This is a genomic window from Bradyrhizobium symbiodeficiens (assembly GCF_002266465.3).
Taxonomy (GTDB): Bacteria; Pseudomonadota; Alphaproteobacteria; order Rhizobiales; family Xanthobacteraceae; genus Bradyrhizobium; species Bradyrhizobium symbiodeficiens.
Window position 1 is genome coordinate 4565623 of sequence record NZ_CP029427.2, and the last position, 17810, is coordinate 4583432.

Here is a 17810-nt window from a genome sequence, read left to right on the forward strand (position 1 = left end):
ATGTACGACGTTCGATATTCCTATCTGCTCGAGCAATTCTCCGACCCCGCCCCCATTCTGGCCGAGATCGGCCGGCTGGTTGCGACCGGTGACTTCACCCTTGGCAAGCCCGTCGCCGAATTCGAGAAGCGCTTCGCCGAGCTGATCGGCGTGCGCCACGCCATCGGCGTCGGATCCGGCACCGACGCGCTCAAGCTGCCGCTCAAGGCGCTCGGCGTCGGCCACGGCGACGAGGTCATCACCGCCGCCAACACCTTCATCGCCACCGTCGGCGCGATCGCGGAAACCGGCGCCACGCCGGTGCTGGTCGACTGCGACGATTCCTTCTGCATGAACGTCGACCAGGTCGAAGCCGCCATCACCAAAAGGACCAAGGCGATCATGCCGGTCCAGCTGACCGGCGAGGTCACCGACATGGGCAAGCTGATGCCGATCGCGCAGCGCCACAACCTCCCCGTGGTCGAGGACGCCTGCCAGGGCATCCTGTCGGAGTTCGCGGGAAAGCGCTCCGGCACCCACGGCATCGCCGCCGGCTTCTCGCTGCATCCGCTCAAGAACCTCAACGTCTGGGGCGACGCCGGCGTCGTCGTCACCAATGACGACGGAATGAACGAGAAGCTCCGCCTGATCCGCAACCACGGCATGAAGAACCGCGACGAGATCTCGATCCTCGGCTGCAACTCGCGGCTCGATTCCCTGCAGGCCGTCGTCGGCAACTGGCTGATCGGCCAGACCGGCGAGATCACGCGCCGCCGGATCGAGAACGCGGCGTATTACGACGCCGGCCTTGCCGGCCTGCCCGGCTTGCGCGTTCCGCAGCGCCGGCCCAACGTGAAGCACGTCTACCATCTCTACATGGTGTTCGCCGAGCGCCGCGATGAGCTCTACCAATACTGCCTGGACAACGGCATCGAGGCCAAGATCCACTATCCGATCCCGCTGTATCAGCAGGAAGGCCTGAAGCATCTCGGCTACGCGCCCGGCACCTTCCCGGTCACCGATCGCCACGCCAAGGAAGTCATCAGCTTCCCCGTCGACCAGCATCTGACCCGCGCCCAGCAGGATCGCGTCATCGAGACCGTCAGGAAGTTCTGCCATGGACGCTGACACCGGCCGCCGGCGCATCGGTTACGTCAATCTTCCCGCCCAGTTCGAGGAAGAGCGCACCGAGATCATGCAGGCGGTGGAAGGCGTATTCCAGCGCGGCGACTTCATCGGCGGCGCGGCGGTCGGAAAGCTCGAGGAGGAATTGTCCGCCTATCTCGGCTCGCCCCATGTGGTGACGCTGAACTCCGGCACCGACGCGCTGATCCTCGCCCTGCGGGCGCTCGACATCGGTCCCGGCGACGAGGTGATCACCCCGCCGAATTCGTTCGTGGCATCGACCGCCGCGATCGTCGCGGTCGGCGCCACGCCCGTGTTTGCGGACGTGCTCCCGGACCAGAACATCGATCCGGCCGCGGTCGAGGCCGCCGTCACGCCCCGCACCAAGGCGATCATGCCGGTGCACCTGACCGGACGCATGGCCGACATGGGCCCGCTGATGGCGATCGCGGACAAGCACGCGCTCGCCGTGATCGAGGACAGCGCCCAGGCCGTCGGCTCGACCTATGACGGCCGGATGAGCGGCACCATCGGCACGTTCGGCTGCTTCTCCGCCCATCCGCTGAAGAATCTCAACGCTGCCGGCGATGCCGGCTTCCTCGTCACCGCCGACGCCGAGATGGCCGCACGCATCCGCCGCCTTCGCAATCACGGCCTGATCAACCGCAGCGACGTCCAGGAATGGGGCATCGTCTCACGGCTCGACACGCTTCAGGCCGAGGTGCTGCGCATTCGCCTGCGTCATTTGCCCTCGGTGATCGAACGCCGGCGCCGCAACGCCACGCAATACCGCGCCGAGCTCGCAGGGCTCCCCCTGTTCATTCCGCCCTGCCGCAACATCGAGTTCAACACCTTCCACACCTTCGTGGTGCAGACCGACCGCCGCAACGATTTCCAGAAATATCTTGCCGACAAGGGCATCGAGACGGCCATCCACTATCCGGTCCCGATCCATTTGCAGCCGGCGGCGGCGCATCTCCGTCAAGGCCGCGGCGCGTTCCCGGTGACGGAACGGCAGGCGGACCAGATCCTCACGCTTCCCATCAACCAGTTCCTGTCGGCCGCCGATATCAGCTATATCTGTGCGATCGCCCGGGAGTATTTTGCATGACGGATACCGACTTCCTTCAGGCCGATGAGCAGGCGTTGGCGCAGCGCTTCATCGACAACGGCTTCGTCACCACGCCGGCCGATGATCGCGCGGGCCTCGACCGCATCCAGCGGCGCGCCGCCGAGCTCGCGGCCGACTATCTCAAGCTGCCGCACAGCAACGACCCCTATGCGATGCTCGACAGCATCCACACCAGGGTGAGCGTGGACGATCTCAACGGCCTGCGGCTGCACGTCTTCAATGGCCTCAACGCCGAAGCCTGGTTCCGGCCGACTTATTTCCGCCTGGCGCGCTCGACGATCGAGACCATCGTCGGCAACGAGCTCTGCATGCAGCGCCGCGTCAATCTCAGCATCCAGATGCCCGGCGACAGCTCGTCGCTGCTCGCCACCCATTCCGACGTCTGGTCGGGCGATTCGCCGTTCGAGGTCGTGGTGTGGGTGCCGCTGGTGGACGTCCACCACACCAAGGCGATGTATCTGCTGCCGCCATCCCTGAACGGCGACATGCAGGACCGGATGGCCGACCTGCGCAGCGCCGAGGAGCTGTACAAGACGATCAAGCCGCACGCGACCTTCATCGAGATCCCCTACGGTCACGTGATGCTGTTCAATCAGACCCTGATGCACGGCAATCGCGTCAACGAGGAGCCGGGCACGCGCTGGAGCATGAATTGCCGGTTCAAGAGCATCATGTCGCCCTACGCGGACAAGCGCTTCGGCGAGTTCTTCGAGCCGATCCTGCTGCGCCCGGCGACGCGGGTCGGCATGCAATACAAGCTGCCGGGAGGCTTCCATGGCTGAGCGAGCCGGCCATCGCGGCTATATCGGTGCCCGGCCCCTGAACGGCAGCCGCACCCCGCAGCACGTCCAGAACATCGTGATCCGCGACTACGCGCGGCGCAAGAACCTGCAATTCCTCCTCAGTGCCGTCGAGCACATCATGCCCGGCAGCTACATGGTGCTCGAGGACATCATGGACGAATTGCCCCGCCTGAATGGCCTGATCCTCTACAGCATCTTCATGCTGCCGCCCGACGAGGCACGGCGGCGACAGATCTACGACCGCGTGCTGCGCGAAGGCTGCGACCTGCACGCCGCCGTCGAGGAAATCACGCTGTCGTCGCAGAAGGACATCCAGGCCGTCGAGGACATCCTGCTGGTCAATAAATACGCCACCATCCTGTGACGATGTCGCGGACCGGTTGGCCCCCATGACCGAGATCAACCTGCTCCAGCCGATGCACGCCTCGACCAGGCGGAACTACGTTCAGCGCGTGGTCGAGCACGACAAGGCGGAATCCGCCACCGTCGCGCGGAAATGGGGGCGCGACTACTGGGACGGCGAGCGGCGTTACGGCTATGGCGGCTATCGCTATGACGGACGCTGGCGCCCACTCGCCCAGACCCTGATCGATCGCTACGGCATCAAGCCCGGCATGAGCGTGCTCGATGTCGGCTGCGGCAAGGGCTACCTACTGTATGAATTCACCCAGCTCGTCCCCGACCTCACGATCGCCGGCATCGACATCTCCGACTACGGCATCGCCAACGCCAAGGAGGAGGTGCGGCCGCAGCTCCAGGTCGGCAGCGCCGTCGAGCTCCCCTACCCCGATCACGGCTTCGACCTCGTCGTATCGCTCGGCGTGCTGCACAACCTTCCGCTCGAGGACGTCTTCCGCGCGGTGCGGGAGATCGAACGCGTCGGACGCGGCGCCTCGAAATATCTGATGGTGGAATCGTTCCGCAACGAGCGCGAGAAGGCGAACCTGCTCTACTGGCAGCTCACCTGCCTGAGCTTCCACGGCCCGGAAACCTGGGCCTGGATCTACGACAATTGCGGCTATCGGGGCGACCATGGGTTCATCTTCTTCGAATGAAGCCGGCCTGCGCCGGTCGACATCGCTGCGCGCGCAGAATCCGGAAGTGTACTATTCGGACGACGCCATCGTCACGGCGGACGACGCCACGATCGCGGAGCTGAAGCGCATCGCCGCCGGCAACCCACGTCTGCGCAGCCGGCTGTGCACGCACCCGGATCCCTCGTCCGGCCTGCACGAAATGCTGATCGTGCATCACCGCGAGGCCTATGTCCGGCCGCACAAGCATCTCGGCAAACCTGAATCGTTTCACGTGATCGAGGGCACTGCCCAGGTCGTGATCTTCGAGGATGACGGCCGCATTCGCGAGGTACTCGAGATGGCGCCCTACGGCCAGGGCAAGCGCTGCTATTACCGAATGCCCGAGAAGGTCTTCCACTCGATCCTGATCACCTCGGAATGGCTGGTGTTCCACGAAACCACCGCCGGCCCGTTCGATCCCTCACGCACGGTATTTCCCGACTGGGCCCCCGATGGCGGCGACGCCACCGAGGTCCAGGACTACGTCACCCGGACTGGCGCGCTCGCCGCGGAGCATCTGGTGCGACGGTAGATTCGACCACACGCGCTGCTCGACGATCCCGCCCGCGAATGATCGAGGACGACACCAGCCGATGAAGCTGCCCGCAAAAGCACTGGTTACCCTGGTCAAGTTCGCGGTGTCGATCGGGATCCTGGTATTGCTGTTGCGGACCCAGGATTTGTCGTCCCTGCAAGCCGATCTGCTTGCCGTCAAATTGCACATGCTGGCACTCGCGGTGCTGCTGCTGTTCGCCCAGACCTTCGTTCTCTGCCACCGCTGGATCCTGATCCTCCGCGCCATGAGCGTGCCCATGGGCTGGCTGCCCGGCTGGCGCATTCTCATCATCAGCACCTTTTTCAATCAGGTGCTGCCCGCGGGCGGTGACGCGGTCCGGATCTGGATGCTGCGGCGGAATGGCGTGCAATGGTCGCAAACGATCGGCAGCATCGTGGCCGATCGCTTTCTCGGCCTGTTGGCTCTTGGTTTCATCCTCCTGGCGGGATTGCCGTTCCTGCTGGCGCGCGTCCCCGACAATTCGCTCCTGTTCGCGATCGCAATCATTCTGTCGGCCGCATGCCTCGGCGCAATCGCCCTGGTAACGCTGGACTGGTGGCCGCCGCGCGTGATCGCGGCCGTGCCGTCCAGGGTCGTGCAGTTCGCGATGCTGGTCCGGGCTCCGTTGCTGGCGGCCGAGGGGCGAGCGATGCTGATTGGGTCCGCCATTGCCGTCCACCTCATCACCGTCGCGACCTGCTATGTCCTCGCGATCGGACTGCAGGCGCCGCTCTCCGCACTCGACGCCTTCGTCCTGGTCCCGCTTGTGATCCTGTCCTCCGCGATTCCGATCTCGATCGGGGGATGGGGCGTGCGCGAAGGCGCGATGGTCGCTGCGCTCGGTCTTGCTGGAATCGCAGCCGACAAGGCGCTCGCGATATCGGTCTTGCTGGGTCTCGGCGCCCTGATCGTCGGGTTGTTCGGCGGGCTGGTATGGCTGATCGCGCCGGAGCGCGCCAGCTTCAGCCCCGACCAGGCGCGGACCATCACCGAACGAGCCGATGCAGCGCCGGTCTAGCATGGGCGCCCCCAGACAAGATCCAGCGATGGCAGCCACCGGGCTGCGCCTGCGCGCCAGCGTCGAGACATGGTCGTTGCGTGTCCTCATCTTCGTGACTGCCGCACTGTCCATCTGGTTCGTCAACCGAACCGGCACCTACCGCACCCTGCTCTTCGATGGCGGCTGGACGACTCGATTTTACGTCCTCGCCTGGATCGTCCTGACGCCGTATCTCGGCTGGCTCATCATGGCGACCGGACGCCTGGTCTTCTCGCTCATCAGGCGCGAGCCCACTCAGCGCGTCGACGAGTTCTTCGTCGGCGCGGCCGCGCTCATCTTGACGGGATTTGGACTCGGCGCACTTTCCATCCTGTACCCCCCAATCGTTCTCGGATTTGCGGCCGCGGTTCTGCTGTGGGATAGCCGCAGCTTCAAAAAGCCGCGGAAATTTGCGCTGACCTTGCCGCTGCTCGCAACATCGGTGCTCGGGCTATGGCTGCTGGCGACGGTGTTCATCGATCGCGCTCTCATACCTGACGTCATGTCCAGCGACGTCCAGCAGCTCTACGCCCCGTATCTTGCCGAGGTTGCGAGAAATCACAGCATCTGGCTCGCGGCCGACAATCCCATCTTCTCCGACTTCGAGGTCGGCCACGGAAACGGGCTGCATCTGATGCTGGCGACGTTTCTGCCGCCCCATGTTGCCCAGATCATCTCGTTTCTCTACTTCGTCGGGATCGGCGCGGTGATCTTCGAGCTCGCCCGCCTCGTTTTGCCGTTGCAGGCACTTGGACGCCGCTGGGAAGACGCGACGATACCGATCGCGTTCGCCTTGGCGGTCCTCGGGCTCGCATGGCCGCAGACGACGCCGAACCTCAGGCCTGGCCTCTACGTCATGGAGTTCGGCAAATACCACCTTCAGACGGCCGCCTTCTTCGTCTACTTCCTGTTGGTCGTCATTCGATCGTCCCAGAGCCGGGATCGGCTTGCCGCCGGCATGTGCGGCCTTGCCGTTGCCGCGTCTTATCCGCTCTACGCAGCGTTCGTTTTCCTGATCTCGACATTGGGAGCGTTCACCAAGGCGCTTCAGCGCGACCGATCTGGTCTCAAGACCTGCGTGCTGCTCGGCTTCGGGGCGATTGCCGGATGCGTGCTGGCATTCTCCGTCAACTATTTCTATCTCGGAATTCCGGCAACCAATCCGTACTCGCTGTTCCGGCGGGTCGCATCGGTCGAGCGTTTCTCGCAATTCGGCAGCCTCGATATTCTCGATTATTTCGTGCTGGCGCAGTCGCTGGACGTCAGCGATTTCCTCAGCAGGGCAGGATTGCTCGCTTTCCTGAAACAGGTGAGATCCGTTCTGCTGGTCGCAATTCTCATCACAATCGCAATGTGTGCCGTCACGTTCGCGGGTTCGAGGCTGTTCCCCGATCGCTCCGATGTCTCGAAACCGGGGACATCGTCCAATCCCGTCGGGCTCTTCATTGTCGTCGCCTACTTGGCCAGCGTCCGACTTCTGGATCTGACGCTGAATATTCCGAGTCTGATGAGGTTATCCGTCCATATCAACGCATTATTCCCGCTTGCGACCGTCGGGATGGTCTGTTGGGGACTGGTCCTCGTGCGGCGCGTCAAGCCTGCCTGGTTCGCCGATCGCTTCGCGCCCCCAGTCGCCTTCGTGTCACTCCTCGTGGCCTGCGCCTGGGCGACCAATGCACATCCCTGGAAGAGCTTCCAGAATGACGAGGCCATCACCTTTGTACAGGGGGCGGCACTCGATCGAATGCCCAACGTCAAACTGAACTGGCAGCGCTGTGACGAGCTGCAGCAATCGACCGGCTCGGATCGCATCCTCGCCCTCAATGGTTACCGCGCAATGGTGCCCTGCTATTTCTCGCCGCTGCTCACGCGGGGCAAGATCATCCACACCTATCAGAGTGACGTTGCGCGCGACTTCAGGAAGATCGCACTGGGAAGCGCCGACACGGCAGAGGCCACCCTTCGATCCCTTGGCGTAAAGTTCTTCTATGTCCAGAAACAGAATTGCGATTTCTGGCTCAATGGATTCTCCGACCTGTTCGAACGAGGCGAGCTGGCGCGGCGGTTCACCGTCTATCGCGATACTGCAGGTTATTGGATCTTGACCTGGAAGAATCGCGATCAAGCATTGAGTCCCGAGATCGAAGCCGCCATTTCGGCTTTGAGGACGAGATCGAAAGACATCTACCGGGAAGGCTACGGCACCGATCCGTTCGAGGTGATGAAGCACGGTTCGGCCCGTCGCGGCGAACGCGGGAATATCGCCGTACTCGATCAGCTCTTCACCTGCCAGTGAGCTCTGTTCCCGGGGAGTTCGAACATCGGATGGCGAGTATCGACCACAGTCCTGCTGGATTGTTTGAGCGAGGCCGTGGTGATAAAGGCGCAACACAGGACCTGACTTGAAGACGATTGGAGATTGGTCGTGATTTCGGAGAGCCCGAGTTTTGCTGCCGCCGTTGACGTCTCTTCCTGCACGATCGCTGCCGGCGTCGAGTTATCCTAGTGGACCGCGCGAGGGAATGCTCGATCGCCGCCAGGGCAGTGGTCGCCGCGCTGCTCGGGTGTGCCGCGGTCTACCTGGCACTGCTGCTGCTGAAAGATCACCTTCCGGCATTTCAATGGAATTTCGACGATGGCTTTGATCTGACTGCAGCCCAAAAGAATTGCGACCTCTGCAAGAAGGCATTCTACGGATCGTTCTTTCTATCGGCGCCGATTGCGGCTGCGGCCGCGTTGTATGCGTCGCATCGATCATCGGGCTCACTGCTGCTGAGCGCGCTCACTGCGTTTCTGGTCTATCTCGCAATCGATTTCGCCAACGATCGTGGCAACTTCCCGTTCGCGGTGGTCATTCTGGGGATCGCGGCCGTCACGGTCGAACTCAACCGGCGGGCCAATCCCTCCTTCTCGCCCGCCAGATCTTCCGCGGGCTTTCCGTTCCGCGTCGGGCTGATCGATCTGCTTCCGATCGCTTTTCTCGCCCTGTTGTTGATACCGTCCGATCTGGAACGTGTGACGTCCGTCGTGCGGGACGAGGCGCATAAGGTCAGTTACTTCATCGGACCCGCGCTCTACGGCTACGCGCCCGGCCTTGTTCCGGGATTGGACTACCATTCGCATTATGGCCCGGCGCTCGGCTGGTTCTTCCATCTCATCATGGGAGATGGCTGGAAATCGGCGGCCATGCGGGTGGTCGGATTGAACATTGCGATCACGCTGGCGACCTATATTCAGGCCTATTTCTTACTGACCTATTTGGTCAGGTCGAGGCTCGCCGCGATCGGTATCGTCTCGGCTCTGGCGGTGCTGGCCTTCTCCACCGCCAACCACTTCTACTCTCCGTCCGCCTATCCGACCCGGTTTCCTCTGCTGATCGTCTTCGTGCTCGCGATCGGCCTGCACTGTGTCGCCCCCAGGCGTCCGGGATGGCTGATCGTGTCCGCTGTCTTCTGCGCGCTCTCGCTGCTCTGGCAAACCGAGATCGGGCTGTTCTTCCTCGTCACAGGCACATTCGTCGCCGCGGTCGCCAGCGGCTTCCCGGACTACCGCAACGTGGCCGTATTCGTCGGCACCTCGATTGCGACCGCAATGTTGATATGCCTGCTGCTGTTCGGATCGAGAGCGCTTTCCCTGACGTTCCTGATCGAGTGCTTCCGTCCGCTCGTGCTCTACGGCACGGGGTGGGGAAGCGCACCCATCAAATGGTTTCTGCGCTGGAGCATGATCTATAATCTTCCGCTCCAGATCGTTGGCTGCGTCACGATCGGCTGGGCCACGATACGGCTGTCACGGCCGTCAGACTCCGCACGCGACCGGTTCGTGACTGGAGTGCTGCTGGCACTATCGATGATCGGCGTTGCGCTGATGATCAAATGGGTCAACAGGACGCTCGACGCAGTCTGGCACCAGAATGCCTTGCCTCTGGTCATTGTTGCCGCCTGGTGGGCCAATCAGCTCACCATCGAATGGCGACCCACGTTTCGGCGTGCGCTCGGCGCCCTGTCGGCCGTTGCTGCGGTTCTGGCGCTGCTCTTCGTGCAGGACATTTACAATCCGCACCTCTACGGCCTGCGATCCTACGCAAACTATCCGAGCCTTCTGAACTGGCCGTTCGTTTCGACGACCCCCGGCACGTGGCAAGAGGATTTTGGCCGGATCACCGAGACAGAAACCAAATTCATCCAGGACAATACGAAGTCAGACGAACGTGTCCTGGTCATCGCGATGATGGATTGGGCTTATCTGGCGCAAGCGCATCGCGCCCCCCAAGCCTATTTCATGCCGCTCCTCGTCGCCTTTGATGCGCAGTTCATGGATCGCACGATGAGTAACGCGAATCGGCTGTTTTACGACGACATCGTCGCGCGCCGGTCCGACAATCCCCGCATTCGCGAAGCCATGGCGTGGATCAATCGCGATTTCGTGGCTGTGGAGACCCGGGGAAATCTGACGCTCTACGAGAGGCGGAAGTGATCCTGCCCCGCTTCCGGGCCGTGTAGACCGCATCCGTCGGCGCCCTCACATCCTCAGCAGTCCCGTCTTGCAGGTGCGATGTGAATGCCTTTTACATCGAACGACATGTCGAACTTTTGGGCGCCAGGACGACTCCGCGGAACCGCGATGACATGACCAGGGAATTCGAACGAATATCGGATGGTATCGCAGCACTAGCCGAGCGGCGCCGTGTCGCCAAGATTCAATCCCGAAGTCGGCCGATGCAGTTTTTGCGCGGCCACCTCTGAGATGCCCGCAGACGGTGTGCAACCCAACTTATCAATTGAGGTGCACGCTGTGGCCCTATATAGCCCTATATCGGCTGCCAGCCGCGGGCCGTAGTCGCCCGGGACGCCGATTTCAGACCTGCTCCTGCAAAGAGTTAAAGCCGTGACCGATCATTGCCGCCTTTGCCATTCGACCAACCTGCGTCCGGTCATCGACCTCGGATTGATGCCGATCGCGCATCGGCTTCGGCACAGCCGAAACGAGCAGGATGAACGATATCCGTTCGAGGTGCTGGCCTGCGGCGATTGCGGACTGCCGCAAATCGTCAAGCCGATCGATCCCGACATTCTGTACCGGCAGTTCAACTACAATTTCAGCAGTTGGAAGCCGGAGCCGCATCAGGCGGACGAGCTCGACACCATCGCGAAATTCTCGAAGCATCAGTCTGTGTTCGAGATCGGATGCAACGACGGCCTGTTTATGGACAAGCTTCGCGAGCGCGGCACCAAGGTCATGGTCGGCGTCGAGCCCAATCCGGTGTCGGGCAAGATCGCCCGCGAGCGCGGCATCAAGGTCTATGCCGACATGCTCAGCCCGGAGATGGCCCACGACGCCGTCGCTCAGTCCGGCAAGTTCGATCTCGTCATATCGCGCCAGGTGCTGGAGCACATCGTCGATTTCGAGAACTTCTTCGACTGCGTGAAGATCGCGCTCAGCGACGACGGTCTGCTGTTCATCGACGTGCCCGATTTCGCTCCCGGCTCGGCGCAGGGAGACCTCTCGGTTCTCTGGGAGGAGCACGTGAGCTATTTCACCGAACCGACCCTGCTCGCGCTGCTGGCGCGCCACGGCTTCGAGGCGGTGTCGGTGAAGAAATACAATTTCAGCGGCGGCAGCCTCGCGATCGCCGCCCGCCGCGCCAAGAACCTCGTGACGCCTCCGCCCGCGCCATCCGGCGTCGGCGAGAGATTCGGTCAGCGCGCACGGGAGTACGGCGCACGTCTCCGCCCGATTCTCGCGAAAGCCCGCGCCGACGGCGCCGAGATCGCCATCTACGGCGCCGGCTGCCGCGCCTGCACTTTCACCAACGCCCACGAGCTGGCGGATCTCGTCGACCTCTCGGTCGACGACCAGAAAGAGCGCCAGGGGCTGTTCCTGCCCGGCACCGGCATTCCGATCCGCTCGCCCGAGGATCTCGCCGGCAAGTCGGGTCCCCTCATCTGTCTCCTCGCCGTGAACGAGGAGAACGAGGCCAAGGTCAGCAGCCGGCTGCGCGACAGCGTGAAGCGTCCGCTCGAGATCGTTTCGATCTTCGCGCCGAACGACATCTGGAGCGGGCTCGATCGTCTCGAAGCGGCGCTAAGGTCGCAGCATGGCTGAGGACAAGCTCTTCAACTATTACGAACGTCAGGATGTTCTGCCGACATTCGGGAATTTCAAATCGTCAACGGAGCTAGAGGCCTACGCCAGCCAGCGGCGCGAGCTGTTTTCGGACAAGCTGGTGCTGCCGCCGCGGCTGTTCCGCGATGCCGATGTGCTCGAGTTCGGCCCCGATTCCGGCGAGAACGCGCTGGTGTTCGCCGGTTGGGGCGCGAACATGACGCTCGCCGAGCCGAACCGGCACGCACACCCGAAAATCGAAGCCTACTTCGCGCATTTCGGCCTGAACCAACGTCTCCGCGAACTCGCACTCGCCGACGTCGAGGGCTTCGGCAGCGATCGCCGCTTCGACATCATCGACGCCGAGGGCTTCATCTACACGGTACAGCCGAGCGAAAAATGGCTCGGCATCTTCCATCGGCTGCTCAATCCGGACGGTTATGCCGTCGTGTCCTATTACGAGCGCTATGGCGGCTTCTTCGAGCTCGCGCTCAAGGCGATCCATGCGGCCGGCAAGGCGTTGAGCGGTCGCGCCGCGCTCGATACGGCGAAGATGCTGTTCGAGGCGAAGTGGGACAGCATTCCGCACACCCGCAGCTTCGAATCCTGGCTGATGGACGTGTTGGAAAATCCGTTCGTCCGGCATCGCTACTTCCTCGACGCGGCCAGCTTGTGCGCGGCGGCGGATCAGCAGGGGTTCGACGTCCATTCGGCATGGCCGGCCTATCGCGACAGCCTGGACATCTACTGGCACAAGAAGGTGCTGTCCGGCGACGACAAGCTGCATCGCGCCAGACGCCATCTCGACCGAAGCCGCCTGAGCTTCCTCGGCGGACGAAAGCTCTATCTGGTCGGCAAGACCGATGCCGTGCAGGCAATCTCGGCATCGATCGAGGCGCTGGTTCTCGACGTCGATGGCATGATCGACGATCCCTTCGGCGCCAATCTGCCGCGCGTCATCTCGGGCCTTGCGGCCCTGCGCGAGACGATCCGCACCGCGGACATCCTCGCCGACGATACCGCCGACATCGAAGCCATCATGGCGACACTCGACAGCTTCCATCGCATCTTTGGCGCGATCGGGCGACGGGATGCGGCCGCGGTCGCCGCCCTCACCCAGGCGGATCCGGCGTTCATCAACATTTGGGGACAGCCGGCGCATTTCCTCGTGGTCCGGAAGCGCTAAGGGATCGTAGCCAGTGAAGCCAGGCATTGGCATCATCGGAACGGGCATGGTCGGCCAGATGTGCCACCTCGCCAATTTCGCTGCCAATCCCGCCTGCCGCGTCGTGGCGATTGCCGATCTCCGGCCCGACCTCGCTGCCGCCGCGGCGCAGAAATTCGGCATCCCCCGGGTTTACGGCACGCACCGCGAGTTGCTCGCGGACAGCGCGGTGTCCGCCGTCGTGGTCGTGACCAAGCGTCGCGCCACGGGCCCGATCGTGCTGGACGCGTTGAACAGCGGGCGGCACGTGCTGTCGGAAAAGCCGATGGCCTACACGACGGCCCAGGCCATTTCGCTGGTCGAAGCTGCGCGGCGGCAAGACCTCGTCTACAGTATCGGCTACATGAAGCGTCACGATGCCGGCGTGGCACGGGCGCTGCAGGTTTTGGCGCGCTTGCGCAACGACCAGTCGCTCGGTCGCATCGTCCGGGCAAAAGGCTGGTGCTTCGGCGGCGACACCGGCCGCTCGCACGACAATTTCGTGATGACCGGCGAAGCGCGACCGGACGGGATCGAACTCTGGCAGGATGGTCCCGACTGGATGCCGCGCGCGATGCGTCCCGGCTACGACAATTTTCTGAACGTCTTCAGCCATGTCATCAATCTGGCGCGCTACCTGCTCGGATCGTCGCCGACGGTTGCCGAAAGCGCGATCGAGGCTTCGGGTGCCGGGCGCATCATCCTCGATTTCGACGGCACCGAATGCACGCTGGATCTCGTGAACGGATCAGACGGTGCCTGGCGCGAAGGACTGACGATCGACTTCGAGCGCGGCGCAGTGACCCTGGAATTACCTCCACCCTTTGCCGAGCAAGAGGCGGAGGTCATCGTCGAGCACGATGGTCAGAGCACGCACCTGACGGGTGAAACGAGCTGGGCATTCCGGCGCCAGGCCGACGCCTTCGTGTTCGATGTCGCCGCACGAGGCGTGCCCTTGGCCTCCGGCGCGGATTCAGTGACCGACATCGCGCTTGCGGAGACCGTTTGGAAACAGCGCTCTAGCGGCTAGGCGCGACATCCTTCTCGAGCGGCAGGATGCCCGGGATGGGTCCAAGCTTGATGGTGACCTGCGCCAGCTGCGCCAGGAACTCCGCTACATCGCACCGCGCCAGCAGCCTGCACGCATAGTATTTCCGCACCAGAGTCTGGTTCGGCGCCGCTCCAGGGCCCGGCTGGAACGAGATCGTCGCCTGCGGCCCCGTCGGATCGAAATGATGGAATGCGCTTCCCGGAGCCGTCCGCGCCTCGTCCATGCCCCGCAGGATGTCGGGTCGTTCGGCGCGCAGTGCAAATCCGAAGAAGGGCTGATTGCCCCAGGCGAGGCGCAGCATGCCCGTGACCTCGGCGAGGCCGAACGGGACGTGCCGTGACGGGTAGTCGACAAAGCCGTCATCGAGCGCATAGACCGTCGCCGCGGGCTGGGGCCGGCCGGCAAGGTCGCGCGTCAGGGCCTCCTGCTTCAGCGTTCTCGCCTGCATGAAGACGTAGTCGCTCCACAGCATGCCGATCGACAGGATCAGGCCCGATCCGAACATGATCGCAAAGGCGACGCTGGGCGTGATCCAACGTTCGGCCAGCCGCTTGAATGCGAGAAACACCAGCGCCGACGGCACACCGAACATCAGCAGATGACGGCTCTCGTAGAAATGCGTGGACGACGGCCGCAGGCCGGCGATCAGATAGGGCGACGATAATGCGAGGAACAGGACCACTGCGAGTGCGAGCGGCAAGGCGATCGCGAGTCTGGACGTGGTCGGCTTCGTGTCGGCACGCAGCAGCAGGACAATGACGACGAGCATCGCCGCCAGGATGAACAGCGCCGGGACCGCGATCGCCGCGCGCAACGCGTGAACCACGACGTCCCTGTAGCCGGTGATGAAGAATGCCAACCATCCTCCAGCCAATTCGCGCAAGCTCGGGAGATGGGCGTCATAGTGCTGCGTGTAGACGCCGATCCGCTTGAACCAGATATTGAGCGTGCCCCAGTAGATCAGGGGCAGCACCATCAATTCCGGATAGAACAGGGCGCAGCGCCAGGATGCGAGCCATGTGCGGCGGACCAAGCCGTCAGCCGCCTTGCCGCCCCGCCATATCGCAACGAAGAGACCAAGCACGACGAAGGCATAGAGCACGATCGTCGAGTTGAGCGCGAAGCTCAGCAGGAACACGAGCGAACAGGCCACGCGAAGCAGCACGCGCCGCAGGCCGCGGGCGCTGAACGCCAGTGTCAACAGCCATGCGCCGATCAACAGCAGTCCGAAGCTGAAGACGTAGACCGCGTTCGCCTTGCCCGCCCACAGCTGATAGCCGGGATAGGTCCAGACGATCAGCGCGAAACCGACCGCCTCGGCGCGGTCGAGCAGACCGAGACGCGTTGCGGTCAGCACGAGCGACATTGCGCCAAAGACGATCCCGGCGAACGCCAGCGAGACCATCACGGCGACAGGGGCGCCCGTCCAGTTCGCGAATTTGTCGTAGCTGTAAAAGATCGGATGACCGGCGCCGTTCAGCAGGAAATCGATGTCGATGAAATAGTCCGGACGCGGCTTGAGCACCAGCCAGTCGTCCATGAAGGGACCGTCGTTCAGGAGCATCGGCGCATGCGCAGCCAGCAGCACGACGAGGAGGACGACTATCGCACGCAGCAATGGGGGTATCTCGGACGGAGGAACGGCATCGCCGGCAAGGAGTCGCACGCCTGCGCGACGTCCGCAAGGCGGGATGCAGGGCGGGACGATGGGCTCCCTTGACCGGAAAAATTCGACCTTTTATAGACTTTCGCTCTGGCTGGGCCTGAGCGACCTCCGGGGCGATTTTCCGCAATGAACATGCTACCGGGCCCGGCGCAAGCCGCTGCGATTGGTCTCAGCGTCGCGCTGCCGCTGCTGTTGCTGTGCTATGCGCGCATCGCCGCCACCGGCGGATCCGGCCGCCGCTTCCGGCTCGGCTCCGTCAGCATCCTGGCCCTCTACGCGATCGCCTGTATCGCGCTTCCCGGTCAACGCCAGTTCGACGACGTGCTTGGCGGCCTGTTCCTGCTCGCGACCGCGATGATGTTTTGCTACATCCTGTTCAGCCTGCTGGCCTGGGGCTTCACGCTGACGCTGCTCACGGCACTCGTTAAGGCCGAACGTCCCCTCACCCTGGAGCAATGGGCCGTAGCCTACATGCAGGGCGGCGATCTCGGTTCTTTCACGCACAACCGCCTGAAACTCCTGGTCGGCGCGGGGATGGTGATCGCGGCAGACGGCAGGCTGGCTCCGACGGCGAAGGGGGTGGCGATCGCGCGCCTCGTCAAACTCGTTCGTCTGTCGACGGGCCTTGGGTGAGAGGCCATGATGTCCTTCGTTGTCGGATTCCTCGCCGCCGTCACCTTCGCCCTGCTGTCGCCTGCCTTGCAGCTCATGGCCCGCACACGCGGATGGTCGGTTGGAGCCGTCACCCTGCTCGCGATCGCCGCGATCCTCACCCATGGTCTCGGCGTGCTGCTCGGAATCCTCGTTGTCCCGCAATTTCAGTACTGGGACGCCGCGTCGATTTTCGGTTTTTGCGTGATGGGTTACGTCTTCGCTTTTGGCGCAGTGTACAAATCGGTTTCCCTGGAGATTCTGCTCGGCGTGGTCGACCGGCCCGAGCGGAGGGCTTCGCTGTCCGAGATCATCGAACGGCAGGTTCCAGATCTGTTCCAGGGACGAATTAGGAACCTGGTCGACGGCGGCCTGGTCGAACCGGTGGATTCACGCTTCGCGGCGACGGCGGCGGGCCGCAAGATGGCAGGCCGCGTCGGACAGCTGCGCCGGGCCTTCGGCATCGGCGATACCAGTCTCTATGATTTTTCCGAATAGTTGCCGGGAACACACACATCGGCGGCTTCGTGCCGGTTCTGCAGGGCATATCTGCGCCCCCTTATTGTTCGCTCGGCCCAGATGACCTAGAGTTGCGGTGGGGTTCCACCAGTAGAGTGGCCGGCAACAGGCGGCATGAGATGACACCTTCCAGGGCGGCCAAGAAACTTACCATCGTCATCCCTGCACTGAACGAGCAGGACAAGATCGCCGACACCATTGACGGCGTGTTGCCGCTCGCCCGCGAGCTGCTCGACGATTTCGAGATTTTCCTGATCGACGACGGCAGCACCGACTCCACCGGTGCGATCATGGACGAGTTCGCGGCCGGCGAGCCGCGCATCGTCGTGCAGCATAACGCCGAGCCGCGCGGTGTCGGGGCCGGCTTCGAATACGCCCTGTCGCGCGCGAAATTCGATGCCATCACGCTCATTCCCGGCGATCACGCCTTCCAGAACGAGGGGATTGCGCAGATGTTCAAGGCGGCGGGCGCCGCCGACCTCGTCATCACCTATCGCGACAACCAGTCGGACCGCTCCGTCAACCGCTCGCTGCAGTCGCACTCGCTTCGGTTCATCCTGAACTGCCTGTTCGGCTTCTGGCTGTCCGACTACCACAGCATGATCGTCTACCCCGTGAAATGGCTGCGCCAGATCGCGGTCAAGGCCGACGGCTACGGCTACCAGATCTGCGCCCTGATCTCGCTGCTCCAGCTCGGCCTCACTTACGTCCAGGTGCCCGTGAGCCTGAATGCGGAGCTGAAGGGCTCGTCCCGCGCGCTGCGGCTGCGCACCTATCTCGAGCTCGGCGGCACCATCGTGTCGCTACTGCGCCGCGTTCCCATCCGGCACGTCGATCTCAGCCAAATTCCCGATGACGCGGAGCGGGCCCCGGCGCGCTAGGCTCCGCTTGGCCTGCCGACCCC

General features: G+C 63.3%; 16 protein-coding genes. 15 read left to right on the forward strand and 1 reads right to left on the reverse strand.

Features of this window, described 5'->3' with window-relative positions; genetic code table 11:
- The 12 genes from CIT39_RS21390 to CIT39_RS21445 all read left to right on the forward strand — a co-directional run bounded on the left by CIT39_RS21390 (position 1) and on the right by CIT39_RS21445 (position 14049).
- A complete protein-coding gene (locus CIT39_RS21390) occupies positions 1 to 1107 on the forward strand; it encodes a DegT/DnrJ/EryC1/StrS family aminotransferase (RefSeq protein ID WP_094972015.1) in 1107 nt (368 codons plus the stop codon).
- Positions 1097 to 2215 (forward strand): DegT/DnrJ/EryC1/StrS family aminotransferase, encoded by a 1119-nt coding sequence (locus CIT39_RS21395; RefSeq protein ID WP_094972016.1) that lies wholly within the window; start codon positions 1097 to 1099, stop codon positions 2213 to 2215. The genes CIT39_RS21390 and CIT39_RS21395 overlap by 11 nt, the downstream gene beginning before the upstream one ends.
- Entirely contained in the window at positions 2212 to 3018 is an 807-nt protein-coding gene (locus tag CIT39_RS21400; protein ID WP_094972017.1) for a sporadic carbohydrate cluster 2OG-Fe(II) oxygenase, read from the forward strand. The genes CIT39_RS21395 and CIT39_RS21400 overlap by 4 nt, the downstream gene beginning before the upstream one ends.
- Positions 3011 to 3403 (forward strand): LIC12192 family sporadic carbohydrate cluster protein, encoded by a 393-nt coding sequence (locus CIT39_RS21405; RefSeq protein ID WP_094972018.1) that lies wholly within the window; start codon positions 3011 to 3013, stop codon positions 3401 to 3403. The genes CIT39_RS21400 and CIT39_RS21405 overlap by 8 nt, the downstream gene beginning before the upstream one ends.
- A gap of 25 nt (positions 3404 to 3428) precedes the next feature.
- Positions 3429 to 4094: a class I SAM-dependent methyltransferase gene (locus CIT39_RS21410; RefSeq protein ID WP_094972019.1), complete on the forward strand. Its 666-nt coding sequence runs from the start codon at positions 3429 to 3431 to the stop codon at positions 4092 to 4094.
- On the forward strand, positions 4072 to 4647 hold the full coding sequence (locus CIT39_RS21415; protein ID WP_094972020.1) for a WbuC family cupin fold metalloprotein: 576 nt from the start codon (positions 4072 to 4074) through the stop codon (positions 4645 to 4647). The genes CIT39_RS21410 and CIT39_RS21415 overlap by 23 nt, the downstream gene beginning before the upstream one ends.
- Positions 4648 to 4708: 61 nt before the next feature.
- Positions 4709 to 5689, forward strand: coding sequence for a lysylphosphatidylglycerol synthase transmembrane domain-containing protein (locus CIT39_RS21420; RefSeq protein ID WP_094972021.1), 981 nt, complete (start codon positions 4709 to 4711; stop codon positions 5687 to 5689).
- A 28-nt stretch (positions 5690 to 5717) separates the two neighbouring features.
- Positions 5718 to 8006, forward strand: coding sequence for a hypothetical protein (locus CIT39_RS21425; RefSeq protein ID WP_094972022.1), 2289 nt, complete (start codon positions 5718 to 5720; stop codon positions 8004 to 8006).
- A gap of 209 nt (positions 8007 to 8215) precedes the next feature.
- Positions 8216 to 10186 carry a hypothetical protein gene (locus tag CIT39_RS21430; RefSeq protein WP_094972023.1) on the forward strand — a complete coding sequence of 657 codons (1971 nt, stop codon included), beginning with the start codon at positions 8216 to 8218 and terminating at the stop codon, positions 10184 to 10186.
- A 411-nt stretch (positions 10187 to 10597) separates the two neighbouring features.
- A complete protein-coding gene (locus CIT39_RS21435) occupies positions 10598 to 11815 on the forward strand; it encodes a class I SAM-dependent methyltransferase (RefSeq protein WP_094972024.1) in 1218 nt (405 codons plus the stop codon).
- Complete coding sequence (locus CIT39_RS21440) at positions 11808 to 13001, forward strand: class I SAM-dependent methyltransferase (protein WP_094972025.1); 1194 nt, start codon at positions 11808 to 11810, stop codon at positions 12999 to 13001. Before CIT39_RS21435 ends, CIT39_RS21440 begins: the two co-directional genes overlap by 8 nt.
- 13 nt (positions 13002 to 13014) lie before the next feature.
- The gene (locus tag CIT39_RS21445) at positions 13015 to 14049 is read left to right on the forward strand and encodes a Gfo/Idh/MocA family oxidoreductase (protein ID WP_094972026.1); all 1035 of its coding nucleotides are present in this window, start codon (positions 13015 to 13017) and stop codon (positions 14047 to 14049) included.
- Here the strand turns inward: CIT39_RS21445 and CIT39_RS21450 are convergent.
- On the reverse strand, positions 14039 to 15688 hold the full coding sequence (locus tag CIT39_RS21450; protein ID WP_162848663.1) for a hypothetical protein: 1650 nt from the start codon (positions 15686 to 15688) through the stop codon (positions 14039 to 14041). The two genes, CIT39_RS21445 and CIT39_RS21450, sit on opposite strands and share 11 nt — an antisense overlap.
- 174 nt (positions 15689 to 15862) lie before the next feature.
- Here CIT39_RS21450 and CIT39_RS21455 point away from each other — a divergent pair, with 174 nt between their 5' ends.
- The 3 genes from CIT39_RS21455 (at position 15863) to CIT39_RS21465 (ending at position 17787) form a co-directional block, all read left to right on the forward strand.
- The gene (locus tag CIT39_RS21455) at positions 15863 to 16369 is read left to right on the forward strand and encodes a hypothetical protein (RefSeq protein ID WP_094972027.1); all 507 of its coding nucleotides are present in this window, start codon (positions 15863 to 15865) and stop codon (positions 16367 to 16369) included.
- A 6-nt stretch (positions 16370 to 16375) separates the two neighbouring features.
- The gene (locus tag CIT39_RS21460) at positions 16376 to 16885 is read left to right on the forward strand and encodes a hypothetical protein (protein WP_244607421.1); all 510 of its coding nucleotides are present in this window, start codon (positions 16376 to 16378) and stop codon (positions 16883 to 16885) included.
- 140 nt (positions 16886 to 17025) lie between these two features.
- Positions 17026 to 17787 carry a glycosyltransferase family 2 protein gene (locus tag CIT39_RS21465; protein ID WP_094972497.1) on the forward strand — a complete coding sequence of 254 codons (762 nt, stop codon included), beginning with the start codon at positions 17026 to 17028 and terminating at the stop codon, positions 17785 to 17787.
- Positions 17788 to 17810 lie beyond the last annotated feature (23 nt).